This window comes from Nostoc sp. NMS9 (assembly GCF_017114995.1).
GTDB lineage: Bacteria > Cyanobacteriota > Cyanobacteriia > Cyanobacteriales > Nostocaceae > Nostoc.
In genome coordinates this window covers 71,309-94,196 of record NZ_JABXKL010000080.1, presented here as the reverse complement: position 1 = coordinate 94,196, position 22,888 = coordinate 71,309, and the positions used below count along the sequence as shown (strand labels likewise).

General features: G+C 43.7%; 21 protein-coding genes. 14 read left to right on the top strand and 7 right to left on the bottom strand.

Features of this window, described 5'->3' with window-relative positions; all coding sequences use genetic code 11:
• Positions 1 to 139: 139 nt before the first annotated feature.
• From HWQ40_RS24720 to HWQ40_RS24705, 4 genes are all read right to left on the bottom strand, one after another.
• On the bottom strand, positions 140 to 3,265 hold the full coding sequence (locus tag HWQ40_RS24720) for a COR domain-containing protein (protein WP_292783069.1): 3,126 nt from the start codon (positions 3,263 to 3,265) through the stop codon (positions 140 to 142).
• Between the two features lie 647 nt (positions 3,266 to 3,912).
• Positions 3,913 to 4,116, bottom strand: a complete 204-nt coding sequence (locus HWQ40_RS24715; protein ID WP_292783067.1) for a hypothetical protein — start codon at positions 4,114 to 4,116, stop codon at positions 3,913 to 3,915.
• Positions 4,117 to 4,217: 101 nt separating this feature from the next.
• Positions 4,218 to 4,514: a hypothetical protein gene (locus tag HWQ40_RS24710; protein WP_292783065.1), complete on the bottom strand. Its 297-nt coding sequence runs from the start codon at positions 4,512 to 4,514 to the stop codon at positions 4,218 to 4,220.
• Positions 4,511 to 4,750: a DUF2281 domain-containing protein gene (locus tag HWQ40_RS24705; protein WP_292783063.1), complete on the bottom strand. Its 240-nt coding sequence runs from the start codon at positions 4,748 to 4,750 to the stop codon at positions 4,511 to 4,513. The genes HWQ40_RS24710 and HWQ40_RS24705 overlap by 4 nt, the downstream gene beginning before the upstream one ends.
• A 223-nt stretch (positions 4,751 to 4,973) precedes the next feature.
• Between HWQ40_RS24705 and HWQ40_RS24700 the strand changes: the two genes are divergently transcribed.
• Positions 4,974 to 5,177 carry a hypothetical protein gene (locus HWQ40_RS24700; RefSeq protein WP_292783060.1) on the top strand — a complete coding sequence of 68 codons (204 nt, stop codon included), beginning with the start codon at positions 4,974 to 4,976 and terminating at the stop codon, positions 5,175 to 5,177.
• Positions 5,158 to 5,283, top strand: a complete 126-nt coding sequence (locus tag HWQ40_RS24695; protein WP_292783057.1) for a hypothetical protein — start codon at positions 5,158 to 5,160, stop codon at positions 5,281 to 5,283. Before HWQ40_RS24700 ends, HWQ40_RS24695 begins: the two co-directional genes overlap by 20 nt.
• Positions 5,284 to 5,310: 27 nt before the next feature.
• On the opposite strand, the gene HWQ40_RS24690 is transcribed toward HWQ40_RS24695, so the two are convergent.
• On the bottom strand, positions 5,311 to 5,940 hold the full coding sequence (locus tag HWQ40_RS24690) for a DUF4126 domain-containing protein (protein ID WP_292783055.1): 630 nt from the start codon (positions 5,938 to 5,940) through the stop codon (positions 5,311 to 5,313).
• Between the two features lie 584 nt (positions 5,941 to 6,524).
• On the opposite strand from HWQ40_RS24690, the gene metH reads away from it, so the two are divergent.
• From metH to rpmB, 4 genes are all read left to right on the top strand, one after another.
• Positions 6,525 to 10,052: a methionine synthase gene (gene metH / locus HWQ40_RS24685; RefSeq protein WP_292783052.1), complete on the top strand. Its 3,528-nt coding sequence runs from the start codon at positions 6,525 to 6,527 to the stop codon at positions 10,050 to 10,052.
• Between the two features lie 390 nt (positions 10,053 to 10,442).
• Entirely contained in the window at positions 10,443 to 11,084 is a 642-nt protein-coding gene (locus tag HWQ40_RS24680) for a methyltransferase domain-containing protein (protein WP_292783050.1), read from the top strand.
• A 222-nt stretch (positions 11,085 to 11,306) separates the two neighbouring features.
• A complete protein-coding gene (htpG, locus tag HWQ40_RS24675) occupies positions 11,307 to 13,295 on the top strand; it encodes a molecular chaperone HtpG (protein ID WP_292783047.1) in 1,989 nt (662 codons plus the stop codon).
• A 165-nt stretch (positions 13,296 to 13,460) separates the two neighbouring features.
• Positions 13,461 to 13,697, top strand: coding sequence for a 50S ribosomal protein L28 (gene rpmB / locus HWQ40_RS24670; protein WP_094350731.1), 237 nt, complete (start codon positions 13,461 to 13,463; stop codon positions 13,695 to 13,697).
• Positions 13,698 to 13,994: 297 nt separating this feature from the next.
• On the opposite strand, the gene HWQ40_RS24665 is transcribed toward rpmB, so the two are convergent.
• Complete coding sequence (locus HWQ40_RS24665; protein ID WP_292783044.1) at positions 13,995 to 14,687, bottom strand: DsbA family protein; 693 nt, start codon at positions 14,685 to 14,687, stop codon at positions 13,995 to 13,997.
• Positions 14,688 to 15,014: 327 nt separating this feature from the next.
• On the opposite strand from HWQ40_RS24665, the gene ffh reads away from it, so the two are divergent.
• The 6 genes from ffh to HWQ40_RS24635 all read left to right on the top strand — a co-directional run bounded on the left by ffh (position 15,015) and on the right by HWQ40_RS24635 (position 19,481).
• Positions 15,015 to 16,478 carry a signal recognition particle protein gene (ffh, locus tag HWQ40_RS24660; RefSeq protein WP_292783041.1) on the top strand — a complete coding sequence of 488 codons (1,464 nt, stop codon included), beginning with the start codon at positions 15,015 to 15,017 and terminating at the stop codon, positions 16,476 to 16,478.
• 180 nt (positions 16,479 to 16,658) lie between these two features.
• Positions 16,659 to 16,919 carry a 30S ribosomal protein S16 gene (gene rpsP, locus HWQ40_RS24655; RefSeq protein ID WP_292783039.1) on the top strand — a complete coding sequence of 87 codons (261 nt, stop codon included), beginning with the start codon at positions 16,659 to 16,661 and terminating at the stop codon, positions 16,917 to 16,919.
• Positions 16,882 to 17,316, top strand: coding sequence for a KH domain-containing protein (locus HWQ40_RS24650; RefSeq protein WP_104906786.1), 435 nt, complete (start codon positions 16,882 to 16,884; stop codon positions 17,314 to 17,316). The genes rpsP and HWQ40_RS24650 overlap by 38 nt, the downstream gene beginning before the upstream one ends.
• A gap of 422 nt (positions 17,317 to 17,738) precedes the next feature.
• On the top strand, positions 17,739 to 17,936 hold the full coding sequence (locus tag HWQ40_RS24645; protein ID WP_292783037.1) for a hypothetical protein: 198 nt from the start codon (positions 17,739 to 17,741) through the stop codon (positions 17,934 to 17,936).
• 108 nt (positions 17,937 to 18,044) lie between these two features.
• Positions 18,045 to 18,998 (top strand): PhoH family protein, encoded by a 954-nt coding sequence (locus HWQ40_RS24640; protein WP_292783035.1) that lies wholly within the window; start codon positions 18,045 to 18,047, stop codon positions 18,996 to 18,998.
• A 78-nt stretch (positions 18,999 to 19,076) separates the two neighbouring features.
• Positions 19,077 to 19,481 carry a ChuX/HutX family heme-like substrate-binding protein gene (locus HWQ40_RS24635; protein ID WP_292783033.1) on the top strand — a complete coding sequence of 135 codons (405 nt, stop codon included), beginning with the start codon at positions 19,077 to 19,079 and terminating at the stop codon, positions 19,479 to 19,481.
• A 5-nt stretch (positions 19,482 to 19,486) separates the two neighbouring features.
• On the opposite strand, the gene HWQ40_RS24630 is transcribed toward HWQ40_RS24635, so the two are convergent.
• The gene (locus HWQ40_RS24630) at positions 19,487 to 19,825 is read right to left on the bottom strand and encodes a carbon dioxide-concentrating mechanism protein CcmK (RefSeq protein WP_292783031.1); all 339 of its coding nucleotides are present in this window, start codon (positions 19,823 to 19,825) and stop codon (positions 19,487 to 19,489) included.
• Between the two features lie 115 nt (positions 19,826 to 19,940).
• Between HWQ40_RS24630 and HWQ40_RS24625 the strand changes: the two genes are divergently transcribed.
• Both HWQ40_RS24625 and HWQ40_RS24620 read left to right on the top strand, forming a co-directional pair.
• Entirely contained in the window at positions 19,941 to 20,741 is an 801-nt protein-coding gene (locus tag HWQ40_RS24625; RefSeq protein ID WP_292783028.1) for a DUF6816 family protein, read from the top strand.
• Positions 20,742 to 20,828: 87 nt separating this feature from the next.
• A complete protein-coding gene (locus tag HWQ40_RS24620; protein WP_292783025.1) occupies positions 20,829 to 22,649 on the top strand; it encodes an ABC transporter ATP-binding protein in 1,821 nt (606 codons plus the stop codon).
• Positions 22,650 to 22,888: the final 239 nt, after the last annotated feature.

Here is a 22,888-nt window from a genome sequence, read left to right as displayed (position 1 = left end):
AATCCTAAGTAATTGTTTTAGATGGTTCCTCTGTCTTGGGAACTATTTAAATGCTTTCAAAATTATTGCTACTGGTTTAGGGAATAGTTGATGAATTGTTTCTCTACAATTCAAGATCGCAATCTCAAATCTAATATGGTTAGCGTTTATACTCTAATGCGTGGTGTTCGCATAGCCACAGGTAATGTCCCTCTGGAGTCAAAACGTTCTTTAATCCACCCCAGTGCTGCTGGGGATCTTTCTCTTCTAAAAATTGACGCAAAGCACGCAAAGCTGCACCATCAGCGCGTTCTGGATCTAAATCTTCACCTCTAGCAATTTTGTCTACTAATTCTAAATCTTCAGATTCTTTGAGTTCAGGTAATTTTGCTGCTAGTTCTTTAAATAGTTCTAAATCGTTTTTAAATAGTGTTTCATATTCTTTGGGATCTACCACACCCAGCCAAGGGCCAATTATCGGTGCGGCATATCTCAAGACTTTGAATAAGTTACCAATATAAGGTGCAGTTACCCTCAGCCATTTGGCAGGTTCATTTATTTCATATAAACCGCCTTCTTGGGTGGGATGCCAACAGCCCGGTGCTTGGCAATAGAGTTGTAAATCTAATTTCTGTCCAGTTAGATTCTTTTGCCAAGCTTTAGAGCCATGAGGACGCAGCACAAAGACATTGGGACAATGAGAATCTATGATTGCTTGTTCGCGGCGGAAGGCTTTGGTAAATTCCCGTTGCGTCAGTTTTAGAAGATTATCTAGTTTATCTTTCATTTCATCATTACTTTTATCAACTTTATTACTTAAATCTTTCAGGCTGTCTAAAATTGCATCTCCTTTTGTCCAATCTAATCCCTGCAAGAGTTCTATTACTGATACATCTTCATCTTCTGTAGCTTTTGGGCATTCAATTGTTAGTTTATTTCTTTGGAATCGCTGTTGTACTTGTTCATAGTCAAACTCGTGGGTACATCGTTGACCATTATGACCAAGACAGGGAATTTTGCGTTGAATGTCTAATCCGGGAAACCTTCGCAGAAGTAGTTCGATACCATCTTTGAGTAATGCAAAGAAATTCTGGGGGTATGCTCCCCGGACTGTTAATTGTAAATATCTATCGCTTTTAACAGCTTCCACTAATGCTAAATGTTCTTGCTCATAAGCAAATAAGACACCGTTACGCCAATGAATGCCAGTTGTGAAGCGGTGTTGACGCGCAATAAACCAAGTGGGAATACCCGCAGGAATGGTATTGAGTTGGAATTTCATCGAAATTTCATGGCACTTACTTGTTTGTTTAATTTGCTGCCATTTCTGTTCATAATTAGGCGCATCGAGGGGCAAACGTTCCACAACTAGACTGGGTTCCCGCTTTTCTTGAGTGCGGTAGGAAAGGTCAAAACGCTCCATGAGGCGCAAAAAGTGGTCGTGCATGGATGGCTCTAAGTCGCGCCAAAGTTGAGCCATTTCTTGACGAGTGAAAATGCCCTTGCGGTTAATTACGTCTTCGCTTTCCAGCACTTTGCTGATATATTCAGTTACCCACTGGGGCTTGAGAATAACGGTATCGTTAAGTTCTTCGTTGTCTTGGAAGTAAAGAATCTCACCTAATTCATGCAGCCATCGCGCCAGCACTTCCTTGCTGATGTCAGCAACTTGGGACTCAGCCATGATCTCCCACAATTGTTGAGGTGTGATTTGTTTTTTTGGCTGGGTGCGGATGGCATTGGCAGCATTTAGCCAGGTGGTAGGCCAGATTTCGCCCATTAGGGGTAACTTAGCGGCTGCTTCAGCAATTGCTTGCCGCAGTTCTTCAACGCCAAGACTGATTTTAGAGCTAATTTTACAGTGTTCAATAATCTGGGGGTACTTGCGGCGTAACTCAGCCAGGGGAAGGTCTGCATCTCGCTCGTCGATGTGGGTGGCGACGAGTAAAATTGGGGATTCTGGGGCTAAGGCTTTGATAGTATCCAGCCAATAGTAGAGTTTACCTTGCTCAAATCCTAGTCGAGCATTCCAGGCGAGTAAGAATAGGGAACGGTTGGTGAGAAAGAATTGATGGGTAGCATGATATATTTCCTGTCCGCCAAAGTCCCAGGTGTTCAGCTGCATGGTGACATTGGTTTCGGTGGGATGGGTTAATTGCAGGGATTTAATTTCAATACCGTGAGTGGTGGATTCCTGGGTGTCGAACTCTTTACCGCGTAATGCTCTTAATAAGCATGTTTTACCCACTCCTCCTTCACCGACGACTAGCAGTTTAGAAATCCACTGCCGTTGGCTACCTTCTAACCGTTTCCGAAGATAGTTTAAAATTGCCTGCGTTCCTTGCTTGACAATCTCAGGCGGTGGCGAGGTTAATTGTGGATTATCAAAGAGGGATAGCGTTGTCAGGCTGGAGAGTTGGCTAATTTCTGGCGGCAGACTGCTGAGTTGATTGTTATCGAGGTTTAGCTCAGTAAAGTTGGAGAGTTGGCTGATTTCTGATGGCAGGCTGCTGAGTTGATTGTTATAGAGGGATAGCGTTGTTAAGTTGGAGAGTTGGCTGATTTCTGGCGGCAGGCTGCTGAGTTGATTGCTAGAAAGGGATAGCGTTGTCAAGTTGGAGAGTTGACTGATTTCTGGCGGCAGGCTGCTAAGTTGATTGCTAGAGAGGGATAGCGTTGTCAAGTTGGAGAGTTGGCTAATTTCTGGCGGCAGGCTGCTGAGTTGATTGCTAGAGAGGGATAGCGTTGTCAAGTTGGAGAGTTGGCTGATTTCTGGCGGCAGGTTGCTGAGTTGATTGCTATCGAGCAGTAGTGTTGTCAAGTTGGAGAGTTGGCTGATTTCTGGCGGCAGGCTGCTGAGTTGATTGCTAGAGAGGGATAGCGTTGTCAAGTTGGAGAGTTGACTGATTTCTGGCGGCAGGCTGCTAAGTTGATTGCTAGAGAGGGATAGCGTTGTCAAGTTGGAGAGTTGGCTGATTTCTGGCGGCAGGCTGCTGAGTTGATTGTTATAGAGAGATAGCGTTGTCAAGTTGGAGAGTTGGCTGATTTCTGACGGCAGGCTACTAAGTTGATTGCTATCGAGGTACAGCCTTGTCAAGTTGGAGAGTTGGCTGATTTCTGGCGGTAGGCTGTTGAGTTGATTGTTATAGAGAGATAGCGTTTTCAAGTTGGAGAGTTGGCTGATTTCTAGCGGCAGGCTGCTGAGTTGATTGTTATTGAGATATAGCTCCGTTGCTTTTTCCCTAGCAGCTTGTTCAATAATTTGCAACACTTCTTCGTTTGTCACCTGCAAACCTCACCAACTTTGTAGTGATATTTACTAAAGTAGTATATCGTAACCAAGTTTTAGAGACTGAATTAGTGTGTTTATCTGCGTAAAAACGGCTGTAATGTTTAAATTAGCAGGGTGCTGCATCTACGCCCGTCGTAGATATCGCAACCCTTGCAATAACATTCACTTATTCACGAGTATAAAAGACTCGTCCACGAGTATCAAAGACTCATTAACGGAGTTCAAATACTCGTTCACGAGTATAAAACACTCATTAACGGAGCTAAAAGACTCGTCAGCGAGTATAAAAGACTCATTAACGGAGTTCAAATACTCGTCCACGAGTATAAAAGACTCATTAACGGAGTTCAAATACTCGTCCACGAGTATAAAAGACTCATTAACGGAGTTCAAATACTCGTCCACGAGTATAAAAGACTCATTAACGGAGTTCAAATACTCGTCCACGAGTATAAAAGACTCATTAACGGAGTTTAAATACTCGTCCACGAGTATAAAACATTAACAGAGCTAAAAGACTCGTTCACGAGTATTAAAGACTCGTTAGCGAATCAACAATCTTGTTCGCATTTGCTCATTCAAAATTCGCTCATGAAGAATGCATTCTCGTGACTTTAGGCATTTTAGCTTACCCCGATTGCTCACACATCCTTTGGCATAATCACAGAAATCAATTGATTACGATTCTGGCGATAAATCCTAAAATCGCTATCAAATGTGAGCAATTCACTTTCAGGATACAGTTGTGCCATCCTCACCAAACACGCATCTGCTAACGACATTGGAACCGACTGATATCGCCGCAATAATTCTTCAATCTCTGCTGCTGACCAAAACAGACTCATGATACAAGCCCCTAAATTAATTTATGGACAAGAAAAAAGATTTATTTCGAGATGCGAAGCACGAGAAATAATGTGTCCTTATTTCAAGCCCCTAAATTTATTTATGGGGATAAGAATTTTGAATTTTGAATTTTGAATTTTGAATTCGGAGCGAAGCGACGTGACTCACTTAAGCGCATTGGAATTAAGATGTTTTCGGCACTGAGCAAAGACATCACCGCTTCTTGACCACCGTAAATATTCCGTAACAAAAAACAAGTCTCGACAATTACAGCTTCACAAGTAAGTAAAGGTTGCCCAATTGTAGCTAAGGTGTTGATTACCCAGGCATGAAAATGCTCTCTGCGATTAATAAATGCTACTAATGGCCCTGTATCGATGATGACTCGCTGCTTCATTCACTTCCTAAACCTTCAAGATATTGTTTGTTCGTAGCCAAATCACCGGGGCCACCGTCAACACAACCAGCAAGTTGTTGAGCAGCTGTCAAAAATGAAATAGGCTCCTGCTGTTCTTGGTTAATATTTTGTTGTGCTAACTTACTTTGTAGAAACTCAATAAAATCTAAAACCTCTTGTTGCTTCTCTGGTGGGAGTGACCGCATTTTTTCGGTGGCAGTTTGTACAATGCTCAAGGCAACCTCCAGATTTTATCCCTTCTCTGAACTATGTTCCATTACTTCAAGTCTAAAATGTTGGATGCTGACTAAATTTTCTTCTCAGGCGAGTGAGACAGCCTGATACACATTGTCCATCTTATAATTGCGATGTCTACAACGGGCTACGCCTACGCACCATTAACGCTACAGGCGATCGTCTTATGACATACATTGAATATAGTTAGCAGTCGGTAATTCCATGAGTATTCGTCAAGAACTTCTAAGTTTGATTGAACAACTGAATGATGAGCAGTTATCAGCATTGCTAGATTTAGCTCTTTCTTTCAAGAATGGGGAAAAATCTGTTAATCCTACTGTTGAATCTCAGGCTTATCAGGATTGGGTAAGTCCTGAGAATGACATTTACGACGAAGTATTTGCTGATGAACTTACAGCGCGGTGATGTTGTGTTTCGTTCCTCAACCCAACCTACGATTCTCCTGAACTTTGGCACTAACACTAATAGCGATCGCTTTATAATTGCGATGTCTACGACGGGCTACGCCTAAGCACCTATAAAACAAATCCATAAGTACTTATCCCAATTCTCTTGATGGAGAGACAGTTTCATTAATTTGAGAAGATGGTTTATTGAAGAAGAAATTCCAGATTCTTTGAATAGCTATTATTAGAAAACCAATCACAATCACTCCTGCTACCACTGGTAAAGCTAGCGCCAGCACAGACAGTGCAATTGCGATGACCAACTCAATGGTTGACACAATTGGATTAGTTAATCCACCTGAAACGCCTGTAGAACTTATCCGCAATGTATTCATTAATCCCTTAGTTAATCCTGCGGTTCCACCACCTGCAATTAAAGCTAACGTCCATTGCACGAGTGGATTCATCTCTGGAGCAACAGATGCTGTTACGATTGTCCCGGCGATAAATGCCGCAGGTGTGGCAACAATATCCAGCAGATGATCCAACCAAGGAATGTAATAACCGGTAATTTCCAGCAAACAAGCGACTGCAAATACAATTACAGCTTGAGGTGTTTCCAGCCAATCAAAGTTAGTCGGCAAATCTAAATGTCCAAAAACTGAAGCCCCACTCAATGCTAGCAGTGGTACAAATACTCGAAAGCCAGCCGCCGCGCTCAAACTAATCCCCAGTAATAATTCAATAAATGTATTTAGATTGAACAAAGAAATTAAATCCATAGTAGGACTCAAGTTATACTCCTGGTGTTTTTTCCATCTTTGAGCTGAACGGAGTGACAACTCTAAGTTGTGATCCTAAGATAGGAAACTTGGCGAAAGTATTTCATCTGACTATGTGTAGAATTCAGTGAAACCCCACCTATGTCAATACTATGTAGGTTTTGCCTAAAAAATAACTCCAATGTAGGTTGCGTTTCGTTCCTCAACCCAACATTTTTATGGCTTTGTTTGTGAGCCAGCGACTCTAGAGTGATATCATACCCGCATAATTTAGTTATGCTAACCACAGTCATTACACCCCACCCCCAACCCCTCCCCGCTTGCGGGGAGGGGAGACAAAGCGTAGCTTTGGCGGGGTGGGGTTCTTCGGGTTTAATAAGCAATCAAGCAGACATGATATGAGGGCGCTTTTGCATAATTCTGTCGTCGCCAACCTTGATAAATCAGGTCAAAATAAGCGAATGGTGAGTTTCAGCAAAACTGACTTTATTAAAAGGTGCCCAAAATATCACAATTTGAGAAAATAATAAAGTAAGTGGAGTATCACAAGACTCACTTGATTTCCTCATTTATTCTAGGAAAATATGACTCATCCTTTCCTTGAACGCCTGCGTAGTCCAGATAGCCCAGTCCTCGTTTTCGACGGGGCGATGGGAACCAACCTCCAAACCCAAAACCTGACTGCTGAAGACTTCGGTGGCCCACAGTATGAAGGTTGTAACGAATACTTAGTCCACACGAACCCCGAAGCTGTCGCTAAGGTTCACCGCGACTTTCTCGCTGCTGGTGCTGATGTGATTGAAACCGATACCTTTGGTAGTACGTCCCTGGTGCTGGCAGAATATGACTTGGCAGACCAAGCCTACTACCTCAGCAAGACAGCCGCCGAATTGGCCAAGCGTGTGGCTGCGGAATTTTCCACGCCAGAAAAACCCCGGTTTGTGGCAGGTTCCATCGGCCCGACAACGAAACTCCCTACCTTGGGACATATTGACTTTGACACCATGAAAGCTACTTTTGCTCAACAAGCAGAGGCGCTGTGGGATGGTGGTGTGGATTTATTTCTGGTGGAGACTTGCCAAGATGTGCTGCAAATTAAGGCGGCGCTGAATGGTATTGAAGAAGTGTTTGCCAAAAAAGGCGATCGCCGGCCGTTGATGGTGTCTGTGACAATGGAAAGCATGGGCACAATGTTGGTTGGTTCAGAAATCAGCGCTGTGCTGACAATTCTGGAACATTACCCAATAGATATTCTCGGTCTAAACTGCGCCACAGGCCCAGACTTGATGAAACCACATATCAAGTATCTGGCAGAACATTCACCTTTCATCGTTTCCTGTATTCCCAACGCGGGTTTACCTGAAAACGTCGGCGGTCAAGCGCACTACCGCTTGACACCGTTGGAATTACGGATGTCATTGATGCATTTTGTTGAAGATTTGGGTGTCCAAGTGATCGGGGGTTGCTGTGGGACGCGTCCAGAACACATTCAACAATTGGCAGAACTTGCTAAAGACCTGAAGCCAAAAATTAGACAACCTAGCTTAGAACCAGCGGCAGCATCAATTTACACCACTCAGCCTTACGACCAAGATAATTCCTTCTTGATTGTTGGCGAACGTCTTAACGCCAGTGGTTCCAAGAAGTGCCGCGATTTGCTAAATGCCGAAGATTGGGATGGACTCGTTTCAATGGCGAGGGCGCAAGTAAAAGAAGGCGCACATATCCTTGATGTCAACGTCGATTATGTGGGACGTGACGGTGTACGGGATATGCACGAATTAGTTTCGCGCATTGTTAATAATGTCACACTGCCTTTAATGCTCGATTCCACAGAATGGGAAAAGATGGAGGCGGGTTTAAAGGTTGCCGGTGGTAAGTGTTTGCTGAATTCCACCAACTACGAAGATGGGGAACCGCGCTTTTTGAAAGTGCTGGAGTTGGCGAAGAAGTACGGTGCTGGTATAGTCATTGGTACTATCGATGAAGATGGAATGGCACGGACAGCAGACAAAAAGTTTGCGATCGCAGAGCGTGCATACCGTCAAGCTGTAGAATTTGGCATACCACCCACAGAAATATTCTTTGATACCCTAGCGTTACCAATTTCTACCGGGATTGAAGAAGACCGAGAAAACGGTAAAGCCACCATTGAATCCATCCGGCGGATTCGTGAAGGATTACCTGGATGTCATGTGATTTTGGGTGTTTCCAATATTTCCTTTGGTTTGAATCCAGCCTCGCGGATGGTTCTAAACTCAGTCTTTTTGCACGAAGCGACGACGGCGGGAATGGATGCAGCCATTGTCAGCGCTAACAAGATTTTACCGCTCTCAAAGATTGACGAACGCCATCAAGAAATCTGTCGTCAGTTGATTTATGATGAACGGAAATTTGATGGTAATGTTTGCGTTTATGATCCCTTGGGAGAGCTTACCACAGCCTTTGCTGGAGTGACAACAAAACGCGATCGCTCCTTAGATGAAAGTCTCCCCATCCCAGAACGTCTCAAACGCCATATCATCGACGGCGAACGCATAGGTTTAGAAGAACATTTGAAAAAAGCCTTAGAAGAACATCCCCCCTTAGAAATTATCAACACCTTCTTGCTAGATGGGATGAAAGTTGTCGGGGAATTATTCGGTTCTGGACAAATGCAGCTACCCTTCGTTCTGCAATCTGCGGAAACCATGAAAGCGGCGGTAGCGTTTCTAGAACCGTTCATGGAAAAATCAGAATCAGGCAACAATGCTAAGGGAACCTTTATCATTGCCACAGTTAAAGGCGATGTCCACGACATTGGTAAAAACTTGGTGGATATCATCTTGTCTAACAACGGCTACAAGGTGATTAACCTGGGAATTAAGCAGCCAGTCGAAAACATCATCAATGCTTACGAACAGAATAAAGCTGATTGTATAGCCATGAGTGGTTTGCTGGTAAAATCCACCGCCTTCATGAAAGAGAACTTGGAGGTATTCAACGAAAAAGGAATTAGTGTCCCTGTAATTTTAGGTGGTGCGGCGCTGACTCCCAAGTTTGTGTATGAAGATTGCCAAAATACCTACAAAGGTAAAGTTGTTTATGGCAAAGATGCCTTTTCTGACTTGCACTTCATGGATAAATTAATGCCAGCAAAGGCAACTAATAACTGGGAAGATTTGCAGGGATTTTTGAACGAAGTCGAAACGGCTGAAGTTTCGACAAATGGTAACAAAGAACCAAAAGCTACAACTGCTGAAGAAACATCTGCTGAACCAAAAGTAGTAGATACGAGACGTTCCGAAGCTGTGGCTGTAGATATTGAACGTCCCACACCGCCTTTTTGGGGAACGAAGTTATTGCAGCCTAGTGATATTCCCATTGAGGAAATATTCTGGCATTTGGATTTACAAGCTTTAATTGCTGGACAGTGGCAATTCCGCAAACCAAAGGAACAATCTAAGGAAGAATATCAGGATTTCTTAGCTGAGAAAGTCTACCCAGTTTTAGAAAGTTGGAAACAGCGAATTATTGAAGAGAATCTGTTACATCCCCAGGTGATTTATGGGTATTTCCCTTGTCAATCTGAGGGGAATTCTCTACATATATATGACTCAGAGAACCAATCACAACAGGTTGCAACTTTCGAGTTTCCCAGACAAAAGTCGTTAAGGCGGCTATGCATAGCAGATTTCTTTGCACCGAAGGAGTCGGGAATTATTGATGTCTTCCCAATGCAAGCGGTGACTGTAGGGGAAATTGCCACAGAGTTCGCTCAAAAGCTGTTTGCTGCCAATCAATACACCGATTATCTGTATTTCCACGGCATGGCGGTGCAGGTGGCGGAAGCTGTAGCTGAATGGACACATGCCAGAATTCGCCGGGAGTTAGGTTTTGCTGCTGAAGAACCTGACAATATTCGGGATATATTAGCACAACGCTATCGTGGCTCGCGGTATAGTTTTGGGTATCCAGCTTGTCCAAATATTCAAGACCAGTACAAGCAACTGGAGTTATTGCAGACTGACAGGATTAACTTGTATATGGATGAAAGCGAACAACTTTATCCAGAACAGTCTACCACTGCGATTATTACCTATCACCCGTTAGCCAAATACTTTAGCGCGTAGAATCCTACTCGTTAACCCAATACGCTTGGTGTTAGTGATATTTTGCCCTCGAAGATCCCCCTTCAAAGCCTCTCTCCTTCTAGGCTACGGTGTGTATACAAACAAGTCCTTCTCACCCCCTCTAACTCCCCCTTGCTAAGGGGGAGAACCGGATGTTTCCCCCTTTAGCAAAGGGGAGAACCGGATATTTCCCCCCTTTACAAGGGGGGATTAAGGCGGGTAAATCCAGGGTTTGGGCTTCATTACCAAGATGTGTGTACACCGTAGCCTTCTAGGAGATGTATTGTATACAAACGAAACAAGGTACTGTTACTTTGATGATTGTTCCGGGAATCCTGTAGTTGTATACCCACCAAATTTATTAATCTCTCAGCTTAGGTAGGCTTATTTATGCAACTCATCAGCTCGTTAGATATTAGAAATTCAGAATATTTATCAAAAAATCGCCTCATCAGTTACCATCACCAGTTGCGTCTAATTTTTTCGCTGGGTAATCAGGTAAAAAACGTTCTGGAAATTGGGATTTTTAATTCTCTGTTAACAGACATTTTGAAGAATAATGGATACAACGTCTCTACTGCTGATGTTGACCCCAGCCTCAAGCCAGAAATAATTTTGGATTTGACTACAAATTTTTCCTTACCAAAAGATAAATTTGATGCAATTGTCCTGTTTCAAGTTCTGGAACACTTCCCCTACGAACAGTCAGAAGAAGCATTGAGAAAACTCGCTATTGCAACCAAGAAATTTTTGGTGATTTCGATTCCCTATTGCACTCAATACCTCTCCTTTCAGGTCAAAACCTCTTTCTCTGGCAGACCAAGGCATTTACTATTCAATGTCCCAAAATTCTGGAGTACAACGCCAGTCTGTGACGAACACTGCTGGGAAATGGGTTTAAAAGGATATCCGAAAACGCGGATTTTAAACTCTGTTGCCAAAGCTGGGTTAACTGTTAAGCAAGAATTTATCGATCCCACTTATCCATACCATTATTTTTTGGTGTTGGAAAAGAATTCTAGTAATACTTAAACAGCAATCTGTGGGGAGTGGGGAGTCGTAAGTAGGGGAATCCGAATCAGAAAATGGCGGCAAACAATGCTCAAAAAACGAGCGCTCGCCTAAGCTATGCTTTTAAAATCCTAATTGGTATCATGCCCTTCTGTGTTCTCCGGGTTTATCCTGGAAAACAGATGGCTAGGTTGTATTACCTACTATCATCGTTTCAGATACTAACATCGAAAACTACCAATTATGCTAGAACAAGGCACTATCAGTATTCATACTGAGAATATTTTCCCGATCATTAAGAAGTCGCTCTATTCAGATCACCAAATCTTCTTGCGGGAACTGGTATCCAACGCTGTAGACGCCATCCAAAAGCTAAAAATGGTATCCCGCGCTGGCGATTATGCTGGAGACATTGGCGAACCAGAAATTGAACTTGCCATTGACAAAGATAAGAAAACCCTATCCATCTCCGATAATGGTATCGGGATGACCGCAGATGAAGTTAAGAAATATATCAATCAGGTTGCCTTCTCTAGTGCTGAAGAATTTATTCATAAGTATGAAGGCAAATCAGATCAACCGATAATCGGCCACTTCGGTCTTGGTTTCTACTCTTCCTTCATGGTGGCGCAAAAGGTAGAAATTGATACCTTATCTTACCAAGAAGGGGCGCAGGCGGTTCACTGGTCTTGTGATGGTTCTCCAGCTTTCACTCTCGAAGAATCTTCCCGAACAACTCGCGGTACTACTATTACTCTCAGCCTGCAAGGGGAAGAAGAGGAATTTCTCGAATCTGCACGAATTAAGAATCTTGTCAAGACATACTGTGACTTTTTGCCAGTCCCGATTAAACTAGATGGCGAAGTAGTAAATAAGCAAAAAGCACCGTGGCGAGAGTCTCCGAGTAATCTTACTCAAGAAGATTATTTAGAGTTTTACCGCTATCTGTATCCTTTTCAGGAAGAACCTTTGTTATGGGTACATCTAAATACTGACTATCCCTTTATCATCAATGGGATTCTGTATTTCCCGAAAATGAAACCGGATGTAGATGTTACGAAAGGACAGATCAAGCTATTTTGCAATCAAGTTTTTGTCAGCGACAACTGCGAAGAAATTATCCCGCAATTTCTGATGCCGATGCGGGGTGTAATTGATAGCACCGATATTCCCCTAAATGTATCGCGCAGTGCCTTGCAAGGCGATCGCACCGTGCGGAGAATTGGTGACTACATTGCCAAAAAAGTAGGCGATCGCCTCAAAGAACTTTTCCGCGATAATCGTGAACAATACATTAGCGCGTGGAAAGACCTTGGTACTTTTGTAAAATTCGGCGTTCTCAACGACGAAAAATTCAAAAAACAAATCGAAGATATCATCGTCTTCCGCACCACCGCCAAGTTGACAGAAAAAGTTGCTGCTGAAACGCCAGTGGTTGAAGTCCAGTCTTCAGACGGGGATGCTTGGCAAGATGTCACTCCTTCACCCAGTTCTGAGAACTCAGCACCCAGCGCTCCCTATACTACGCTGAAAGAGTATCTAGAACGTAACAAAGAACGCCACGAAAACCGGGTTTTCTACAGCACCGATGGAGCAACCCAAGCTACATACATAGAACTGCACAAAAATCAAGGTTTGGAAGTCCTGTTTATGGACTCCTTCATTGACACCCACTTTATCAACTTCCTAGAACGGGAATATCAGGATGTCAAGTTTACGCGAGTAGACTCAGATTTAGATAATACCCTGCTAGAACAAGACAAAGCTACGGAAATTGTTGATCCTAAGACGAACAAAACTCGGAGTGAGACGATTAAAGAGTTATTTGAGAAATCTCTCAACAAACCCAAACTCAACATCCGTACCGAAGCTTTGAAATCAGACGATCCTCAAGGAACGCCACCTGCGATCGTGCTTTTACCAGAGATTCTCCGCCGCCTGCGCGAAATGAACGCCATGATGCAGCAGCAGTCAGCAGAGTTCCCCGAAGACCACATTTTGCTGGTGAATACTGCTCACCCGCTGATTCAAAATCTGGCAAATCTGAACCAAGGTAGTATTATTCAAGGTGATGGTCAATCGCCTACAGATCAATTAGTCAACTTGATTTGCCAACACGTTTACGATTTAGCGCTGATGTCTCAGAAAGGATTTGACGCTGAGGGAATGAAATCCTTCGTCGAGCGATCGAATGAGGTACTCACCAAGCTGACGGAACAAGCAAGTAAATAGTGCTGAGTGGGGCATTGGGCATTGGGCATGGGGAATTGTTTAATAGTTATTCTTCCCATGCTCCCTCATCTCCCCCATCTCCCTCAACTCCCCATTCCCTACTTCTGCTGCCTAAGACCTAAAATGGAAAGGCTGTATTAAAATAACAATCTGGAGATACTTGCTATGTCCCGTCGCTGTGAACTAACTGGTAAGAAGGCAAATAACGCTTTTGCTGTTTCCCACTCCCACCGCCGTACTAAACGCCTTCAGCACGCTAATCTGCAAAACAAGCGGGTTTGGTGGGAAGCTGGAAATCGCTGGGTGAGATTAAAGTTGTCTACCAAAGCAATTAAAACCCTACAAATTAATGGGTTAGAAGCAATGGCAAAAGAAGCTGGCATTAACCTAAATCATTACTAAATAATCTGGATTTCATAACCCGATATCTTTTGTAGGGTGGAATATAGGTGATTCATAGGGGCGCACAGTTAGCTGTGCGCTTCTAATAGTCCAGGTGTTATATCATGTCCGGCTAATTAGTTATAATTCCCTTTCTCTATGCAGAAAGCCCAAAAACCCATCCCCTCTGCACCTCTGCCCCTCTGCCTCTGGAGCGGTCTTAATGATAAGTCTTTAACCGGACATGATATTAGACCAAGTATAAGCGAAGACTTAAAGTGATGATTTTTACCAGTTAACCTGAAAATTATCACTTTTTTACTCAGCATTTATTACTGTTTTGGTCACGGCAGTATTACATAATTGTTTTACCTTTTCAGTTACCCAATCGACACGATCCTTTCCCCAAAATCTTTCACCTTCCACTACCCAGGTTGGTACTCCAGGACAACCAAACTGCTCATATTCTGCCAAAGCTGCCATTGCTGCTTGTTTAGCTGCTTCCCCGTAGATTAACTCAAGAATGCGATCGCCATTCAGCCCAACATCATTTGCAACTTTCTTAATCACAGACTCATCGTTGACATCAAGTAGGTCAATATACGACGCTCGAAAGAAGGCGGCATCAAGCAGATGCTCTTTCCCAGTTCCACAAGCAGCGTAATACGCTCTCGCGGGAAGTTCTTCACGACCAAACTTCATTTTCTCCCAGCGCTTGATCCACCTACCAAATTCTTCAAGTTCCTTGAGCCGAATTTCAATACCGTACTTTTTTGCCCATCGCAGACAATCTTCTTTGTGATACGACGATAATAGGGCGCTTTCACTTCGTCCTTGTAAGTCGGCTACCTTTATCCCGCGTTCCTTCGGTATATAGATTGGTCGTCGTTCAATATCAACAGGTAAACCCTGCAATGCTTTTTCGGCAAGAGCGATACCAATATATGAATTTGACGAGTGGTATATCGAGTATGAGTATACTTTGATTCGCTGCGACATCTTGGCTACCATAGCTACCTAACTGATAATATTACGAACTAGCGATCGCAGCAGTAGCCAATATTCAATCATCAGAGTCCCCAATTCCCACTATAGAAAAGAGGCAGAGGGGCGGGGTGCTGTTCTTGCTGAGGGAAAAACTTACTGCAACTTCTCCTCTGCTCCTCTGCTCCCCTGCTCCCCTGCTTCTTCCCCAATCCCCAATCCGTATCTGGTTGCTACAGTCGCGGTGAAAAATACTAAGCTGGTAGATAGCACGTTAAAACTTTAGCGAAAATTCCAAATCGCATTTATCGGCGGTTTAGAATTCTCCATTGGCGAACTACCTGTAATTACATTATGTTTGATGCATTATCTGACCGTTTAGAATCCGCCTGGAAAAAACTGCGGGGACAGGACAAAATTTCTCAATCCAACATTCAAGATGCATTGCGCGAAGTGCGCCGCGCCCTGTTGGAAGCAGATGTCAATCTCCAGGTAGTCAAAGATTTTATTAGCGAAGTCGAAGCCAAGGCACAGGGAGCCGAGGTGATTTCCGGCGTGCGACCTGACCAACAGTTCATCAAAATTGTTCATGATGAACTGGTGCAGGTGATGGGAGAAGAAAATGTTCCCATCGCAGAAGCCGAGGAACAGCCTACTATTATTCTCATGGCTGGGTTGCAAGGTACTGGTAAAACCACAGCTACAGCGAAGTTAGCCTTACATCTGAGAAAATTAGAGCGTAGCTGCTTGTTGGTGGCGACAGACGTATATCGCCCAGCAGCGATCGACCAACTGGTGACGTTGGGTAAGCAAATTGACGTACCAGTATTTGAACTAGGAAGCGATGCCGATCCCGTAGAAATCGCCCGACAAGGTGTAGAACGCGCTAGGGCAGAAGGTGTCAACACAGTAATTATTGATACTGCTGGACGCCTGCAAATTGACGAAGATATGATGGCGGAATTAGCCCACATCAAAGCAACCGTCCAACCCCATGAAACTCTGTTGGTGGTGGACGCGATGACTGGTCAAGAGGCCGCAAATCTTACCCGCACCTTCCATGAACAGATCGGCATTACTGGCGCGATTCTCACCAAGTTAGATGGTGATAGCCGTGGCGGTGCTGCGCTTTCGGTGCGAAAGATTTCGGGAGCGCCGATCAAGTTTGTGGGCGTGGGTGAGAAAGTCGAGGCACTGCAACCGTTTTATCCCGATCGCATGGCATCGCGGATTCTCGGTATGGGCGATGTGCTAACCCTGGTAGAAAAAGCCCAGGAAGAGTTTGACTTAGCCGATGCTGAGAAAATGCAGGAGAAAATCCTGTCAGCGAAGTTTGATTTTACAGACTTTCTCAAGCAGTTGCGGATGCTGAAGAACATGGGTTCTCTGGGAGGCTTGATCAAGATGATTCCAGGGATGAACAAGCTTTCAGACGATCAACTCAAGCAGGGAGAAACTCAGTTAAAGCGCTGTGAGGCGATGATTAACTCCATGACTCGCCAAGAACGCCACGACCCCGATTTATTAGCTAGTTCTCCCAGTCGGCGGCGGCGGATTGCTTCTGGTTCCGGCTATAGAGAGTCAGATGTGACTAAACTGGTGGGTGATTTCCAAAAAATGCGATCGCTTATGCAGCAAATGGGTCAAGGTGGCTTCCCTGGAATGCCGGGAATGTTTGGCGGTGGGGGTATGGGCAACGCCTTCGCAGGTGCTGGTAATCGTCCCCCAGCCCCCGGATGGCGAGGTTATGATGGTGCCCCAGCTACGAAAAAGAAAAAACCCAAAGATAAAAAGAAAAAAGGCTTTGGCAATCTTTAGTTACTGGGCATTGGGGAGCCAGCGCTGTGGGCGGGTTTCCCGACTTGAGGCGACTGGCGTCATTGGGCATTGGGCATTGGTAATTTGCTAATGACTAATGACTAATAGCAGCAAAGGCTAGACGAGTGCTAAAATTAGCATTTCGGCATACTTACCAATTAGGAGAATGATTCTTCAACCATGATCAAACTGCGCTTGAAACGATTCGGTAAAAAGCGGGAAGCAAGTTACCGCATTGTCGCCATTAACAACCTCGCTCGCCGCGATGGCCGTCCCTTAGAAGAGTTGGGATTTTATAACCCCAGAACTGATGAAGTGCGACTAGACGTTCCCGCCATCGTCAAGCGACTACAACAAGGCGCTCAACCCACTGACACCGTTCGTCGGATTCTAGTAAAAGCTAATGTTTTTGAGCAGGTCAGTGCAACAGCCGCATCATAATTTCGGAACAAAACTCCCAACAGCTAGCCCCAACTATGTTGAGCTGGTTCGGTTTTTGGTGCAGCCGTTTTTGGAATCTCCAGAGACATTAAGTGTCGATTGTGAAATTTCTCAGGCCCTCAACCGGGTTTGGGTTCGCATCGCCTTTGAAAGCACAGATAAAGGAAAAGTGTTTGGTCGAGGGGGACGCAATATTCAGGCGATTCGCACAGTAATTGCCGCAGCCGCAGCCGCAGCTGGACAATCAACATACCTGGATATCTACGGCAGCACCACGCCGGGCCGCGAGGGTATGTCTTTTGATGAAGACACAGAAGAGCGATCGCCACCGCCGACTAAGAGAGAACCGCGTGCAAATGATGGGCCTAAACCCATTGTTAAGCCACGCCTCCGCTAGGTTGAAACTAGAGAGTAAATCTGAGCGGTTGTTGTTACCTCCGCTCAGAATTTTTATAAAGATGGAAAGTAGCAAAAAGATTTAAAAATCTTTTTTTGAACTCTTCACCAGTAAGAGCGTACAGCTTTCCCTCACCCCCAGCCCCTCTTTCAACATGGGAGAGGCAGGGTGGTTTCATACGAAAAAAGAAAAATACATAAGTCTTGATTTCTCGTTTTGTGTCCAGGTTTTTTCCCTCACTTCCATTCCTCTCCGCCACGGGGAGAGAGGCTTTGAAACCCAGTTTTAGTTTTTCTCTGCTTGTATGAAACCACCCTGCTCTTTCAACATGAGAGAGGGGAGTAAATTCTCCAGTTCCCCTTCTCCCTATAGGGAGAAGGGGTTAGGGGATGAGGGCAAACTGTCATTGATGTCAACTTAACGTGAAAGCTAGCCTAGAACAAGCTTTTAGATATTGTCTCGTTCCCCTGCTCCGACTGGGAATGCCGTCCTTGGGGCTGCCGCCTCCCGAACTCGCGGCAGAGCAGCATTTCCAGCAAGAGGCTGGAAACGAGGTTTTAAAGGAGTTTTACCTTAAGTTGACACCAATGGGCAAGCTGTATCCCCCTACAGACGATTAATTTGTCGCAAATATTTTTCAAGATGTAGGTAATAAAAGCATAATTTTGCCGTTAGCGAGAAAAAATTAACCTTTGTCAAATACAGATCCTCACCAATTAAGAAATACTATGGCAGGTGCCTTAACAATTCAGCTGCCGAATATTACCAGTGCGATCGCTCTTGGCGGAGATGGAGAAGAAAATCTCAAAATTTTATCTCGGCAAACAGGAGCTACTTTAGTGCTACGCGGACAGGAATTAGTGATTTCTGGTACTGAAGGGCAAATTGATCTGGCTTCTCGATTAGTGCGATCGCTTGAAGACCTCTGGATTAAAGGCAATACTATTTCCAGTGCCGATATTTTAACAGCCCGTCAAGCCATAGATAGCGATCGGCAAGGGGAACTGCAAGATTTACAGCGAGATGTCCTCGCCAAAAGTCGCCGGGGTGAACAAGTCCGTGCCAAAACCTTCCGCCAGCGCCAATATATCGACGCACTCCGCAGACGCGATCTCACATTTGGAATTGGCCCTGCTGGTACTGGTAAAACTTATCTCGCTGTTGTTGTCGCCGTGCAAGCACTCCTTGCCAACCAAGTTGAAAAGCTAATTTTAACTCGCCCTGCCGTCGAAGCTGGTGAAAAACTTGGTTTTTTGCCTGGAGATTTACAACAGAAAGTTAATCCCTATCTTCGCCCACTTTACGATGCTATTTATGAATTCATCGACCCAGAAAAAGTACCCAGTTTAATGGAACGCGGTGTGATTGAAGTCGCACCACTCGCTTATATGCGGGGACGCACTCTCAATAACGCCTTTATAATTGTCGATGAAGCTCAAAATACTACACCCGCTCAGATGAAAATGGTTTTGACTCGTTTGGGTTTCCGTTCGCGGATGGTGATTACAGGCGACATGACACAAACTGATTTACCACTTCACCAACAATCGGGTTTAGGAGTGGCTTTACAAATTTTAAAACACGTTGAAGGCATTGCCTTTTGCGAATTTTCCCAAAAAGATGTTGTGCGCCATCCTCTAGTTCAGCGTATTGTTGCTGCTTATGAACAATATGAAAAATAGGGAATGGGGCATGGGGCATTGGGCATTGGGCATTAGTTAGGAATCATCGTTTAATCAATGACAAAGGACAAATGACAAATGACCACAACATTGAAAGAATTTTTAACAGCTTGCGAGACTTTGGGAACTTTGCGTTTAATTGTTACTAGCAGCGCTGCTGTATTAGAAGCACGAGGCAAAGTAGAAAAGTTATTTTATGCAGAATTGCCTAAAGGTAAATATGCGAATATGCACACCGAAGGCTTTGAGTTTCACTTGAATATGGATAAAATCACTCAGGTGAAATTTGAAACAGGTGAAGCGAAGAGAGGTAATTTTACAACCTATGCCATCCGGTTTTTAGATGATAAACAGGAGCCTGCTTTAAGCCTCTTTTTACAATGGGGTAAACCGGGAGAATATGAACTAGGACAAGTGGAAGCTTGGGAAACTTTAAAAGAGAAGTATGGTGAAGTTTGGGAACCTTTAGCAGCAGAAATTTAATACAGCTAAACTGATAGGGGTGGAGGAAATCGGATATCTGCACTGAACTGCTCGATATTAACGCTGCGATGAATCGGTAAAATATATTCTAAATTTTCGTGAGGATGGGGAATAATGTGATTAGAAAGTACCTCGCCACCGTCAACTCGCAGCACCGCCTTTAATCCTGCTGTCACTGCTACATTCACCTCGCCTATAACTCCTCGAATTAACACGGTAATTCGTCCCAAATCAGTATTTTCATAACCAACAAGGGTTACACGGGCAGCTTTACACATAGCATCTCCCACTTCCACAGCAGTGGGAACGCCATAAACTTCAATCATGCCTAATGCCAATGTCATGCTGTCACTATAATTCGGGATAGGGCTAATTATCCCACTACAAAGTTTTAATTTTTTACAGAAAATTACTTAATTTTTAATCGATAAATAATAAACGTTAAATACAAAACTGCTAATGCTTGTAATGAAGGTAATTTGGAGTTTTTGCTTGCTGTTCTTTTTCCTATTGTGGGGTGGTGAAGCTTTTGCAGGAGAGTTGTCTCAAAGGTTAGCAAATTTTCCCCAATGGGAAAAACTAACTTCAGTGCAACCGGCTTCGGGTGATTTAGTTTACCCTGAATGGATGGCTGGTAATTGGAAAGTTACAAGTACCTTAGTAGATTTAGCTGCGCCTTTAGCACCAGAGATTGTAACACCAGGGTTTGAAGGTAATCGTCGACAACTAAATCAGCCTGTGAGTTTTGTAGTAAGATTTGTGAAAAAGCAACCATCTATTGCTAGGTTAAAAATACTTTCTCAGATAGATTACAAATCCCCAAACTTAGTAGCGGATAGAGCATTTAATAGTTTGAATTTGGCAAGAGCTTATTTAGGGGATGAAGCAGTGTTATTAGTCAAAGTAGATCCAGATTCACCTAATCGTCAAATTACGTTTTTGCGTAGCAGTCGCCAACTAGTTTCCATTGTGACTGCACGCGCCACAGAAACTACCCCTAATGGCAAGTTCATCACTACAGAAGTGTTTCAACAACTATTTAAAGGCGGTTCACGCCCCTATTTCAACTCTGTAGAATCTACTACGGCTTATCATAAAGTTTCAACATCCAATCCAGTGATTGAGGCAGATCAAGTTACTGCTGTCTATCTTTCACCCCAAGATCCAGATTACTTTAAAGCTAATTCTCGACCAGTTGCTCTCTACCGCTATCGCCTCGAATTTTTCCCTCAAGAACTACCAACTACTCCCAAAGAGTGATTTGTCATCTAGCTCTTGACTACTTTGTAATACGTTTGTAGTATATAAATTCCAAGTTTACGATCGCGCTCTTGGACGGTGTGCATCATGGCCAAATTTCAAGATATTGTCAATTACTTTCGCTCTGAATGGAAGCTGGGTGTTTTTAGTATCGCAGCATCCGGCATTTACGAAATTATTGATTTGGTGGTTCCTTATGCGATCGGGCAGATTTTAAACGTTTTGTCTGGTCAAGCTTTGGATAAACCACTTCAAAGTGCGATCGCAGCTTTTTCGGACATCACTAATTATCCAGTTACTAAAACTCTATCTTTGAGTGTATTACTGGGTTTAGTTTTCGTTGTCACCGTGGTGAGAGCGCCAACACAACCTTGGTTAACCCATTGGTTTCATTGGGGTATAACCTTAAGGTTACGTCGGCAGAAAGCCCAAACAGCCATAGAAAAAATTCTCACTCTCCCACTAGAGTTTTATGATGAAAATAACCCTGGACGCATTGCTGGAAGAATAGCTAGAGGTCTTTCTAACCACACTTTTACATACCCCGAAATTGCTGGACAGTTGATTCCTAAACTAGTTCGGGTGCTGGGAATTTTCGCTTTTATCTTAGTAATTGAGTGGCGAATTGCAATTTTGTATCTGATTTCCTTTGTAGTTATTCTTAGCTTTACCTTGAAGGATTTAAAGCAGCTGATTTGGCACGAAACTATTCTGGATAAATATGGAGAGAATACTGAAAGCCGCAATTCTGAACTGATCACCAACATCAAAACGGTGAAAGCATTTGCCACAGAAGCAAACGAACTGAAGCGACAAAAGCAACGTTTGGATCGCGAACTAACGGTGGTTGAGTATCGTGTCCACAAAGGTTATACGAAACTGGCTACTTGGCAAAGGACTGTAATTCAGTTTTGCGTATTTACTATTCTGGGTATGACTCTAGCAGCAACAGTAGACGGTAGAATTTCTCTCGGTCATTTTGTCATGACTTTAACTCTTTCTAGCATGGCTTATGCCGAATTAGAACCTATTAGCAATTTGGCAGAACTTTTTGCCCGTCGTTATTCTCCGATGCTGCGGTTTCACGAATTTCTCCAAGAGCCAACTGCATCTGATTCAGCTAGTCTTTTAGAAGAGAGCAACCAGACAGAATCACCTTATAAATTTACTGGAAAAGTTGAGTTGTCACACGTCAGTTTTGGATATGATGCCAGCCGTCAAGTTTTGCAAGATATCAGCTTGTTGATTGAGCCATACCAAACAGTCGCATTAGTGGGGCGTTCCGGTTCTGGTAAATCTACTTTAGTGAAATTGCTGTTGCGATATTTTGAACCTCAAGCAGGTCAAATTCTGATTGATGGTCAAGATATTCGCACTTTGAATGTAGGTAAGTATAGACGAAGGCTAGCGATCGTTCACCAAGAAGTAGACGTTTTCAACGGTACTATCTTGGATAACCTGACTTATGGCAGAACGAATGCCAGTTTGGAGCAGGTTAAGGAAGCCTGTAGAATTGCCAGAGTCGATGAAGTAGTGCAGCACTTACCCCAAGGTTATTACACCATTGTGGGAGAACGAGGTGTCAGGTTATCTGGAGGACAAAGACAACGCTTAGGAATTGCTAGGGCGTTGTTAGTGGAACCAGACGTACTGATTTTTGACGAAGCCACCTCTAGTTTAGATTATGAGTCTGAGCGTTCAATTCAGCTAGCGATGCGATCAATTCAGGGCACTTGCACCACCATCGTTATTGCCCACCGTTTAAGCACAGTCAGGGAAGCTGATAAAATTGTCGTTCTAGAGCAAGGAAAGATTGTAGAAGTGGGTAGCCACGATGAACTCTTGCGTCACGAGGGTATTTACCGCCGCTTGCACTCCCTGCAAGAAACAGGAGAACTCCTGAGTTAGGGGATATACACCTTTTAGATTTTAAATTTTAGATTGACCACAGGATGAATCAGCTTGATTCAATCGACTTTATTCACAATAAGGTCGATTTTTTTATAGACATATCCAGAAATTAAATATGTGTTATCCAGAACCCTTTCGCGCCTATTCGGTGGTACAACTAATATTATCAAGCGGGGAATTTGCTCCTATTCCCTAAGAAAAACGTTAGCCATTGAAATTCGTTTTATGCGCTTGGA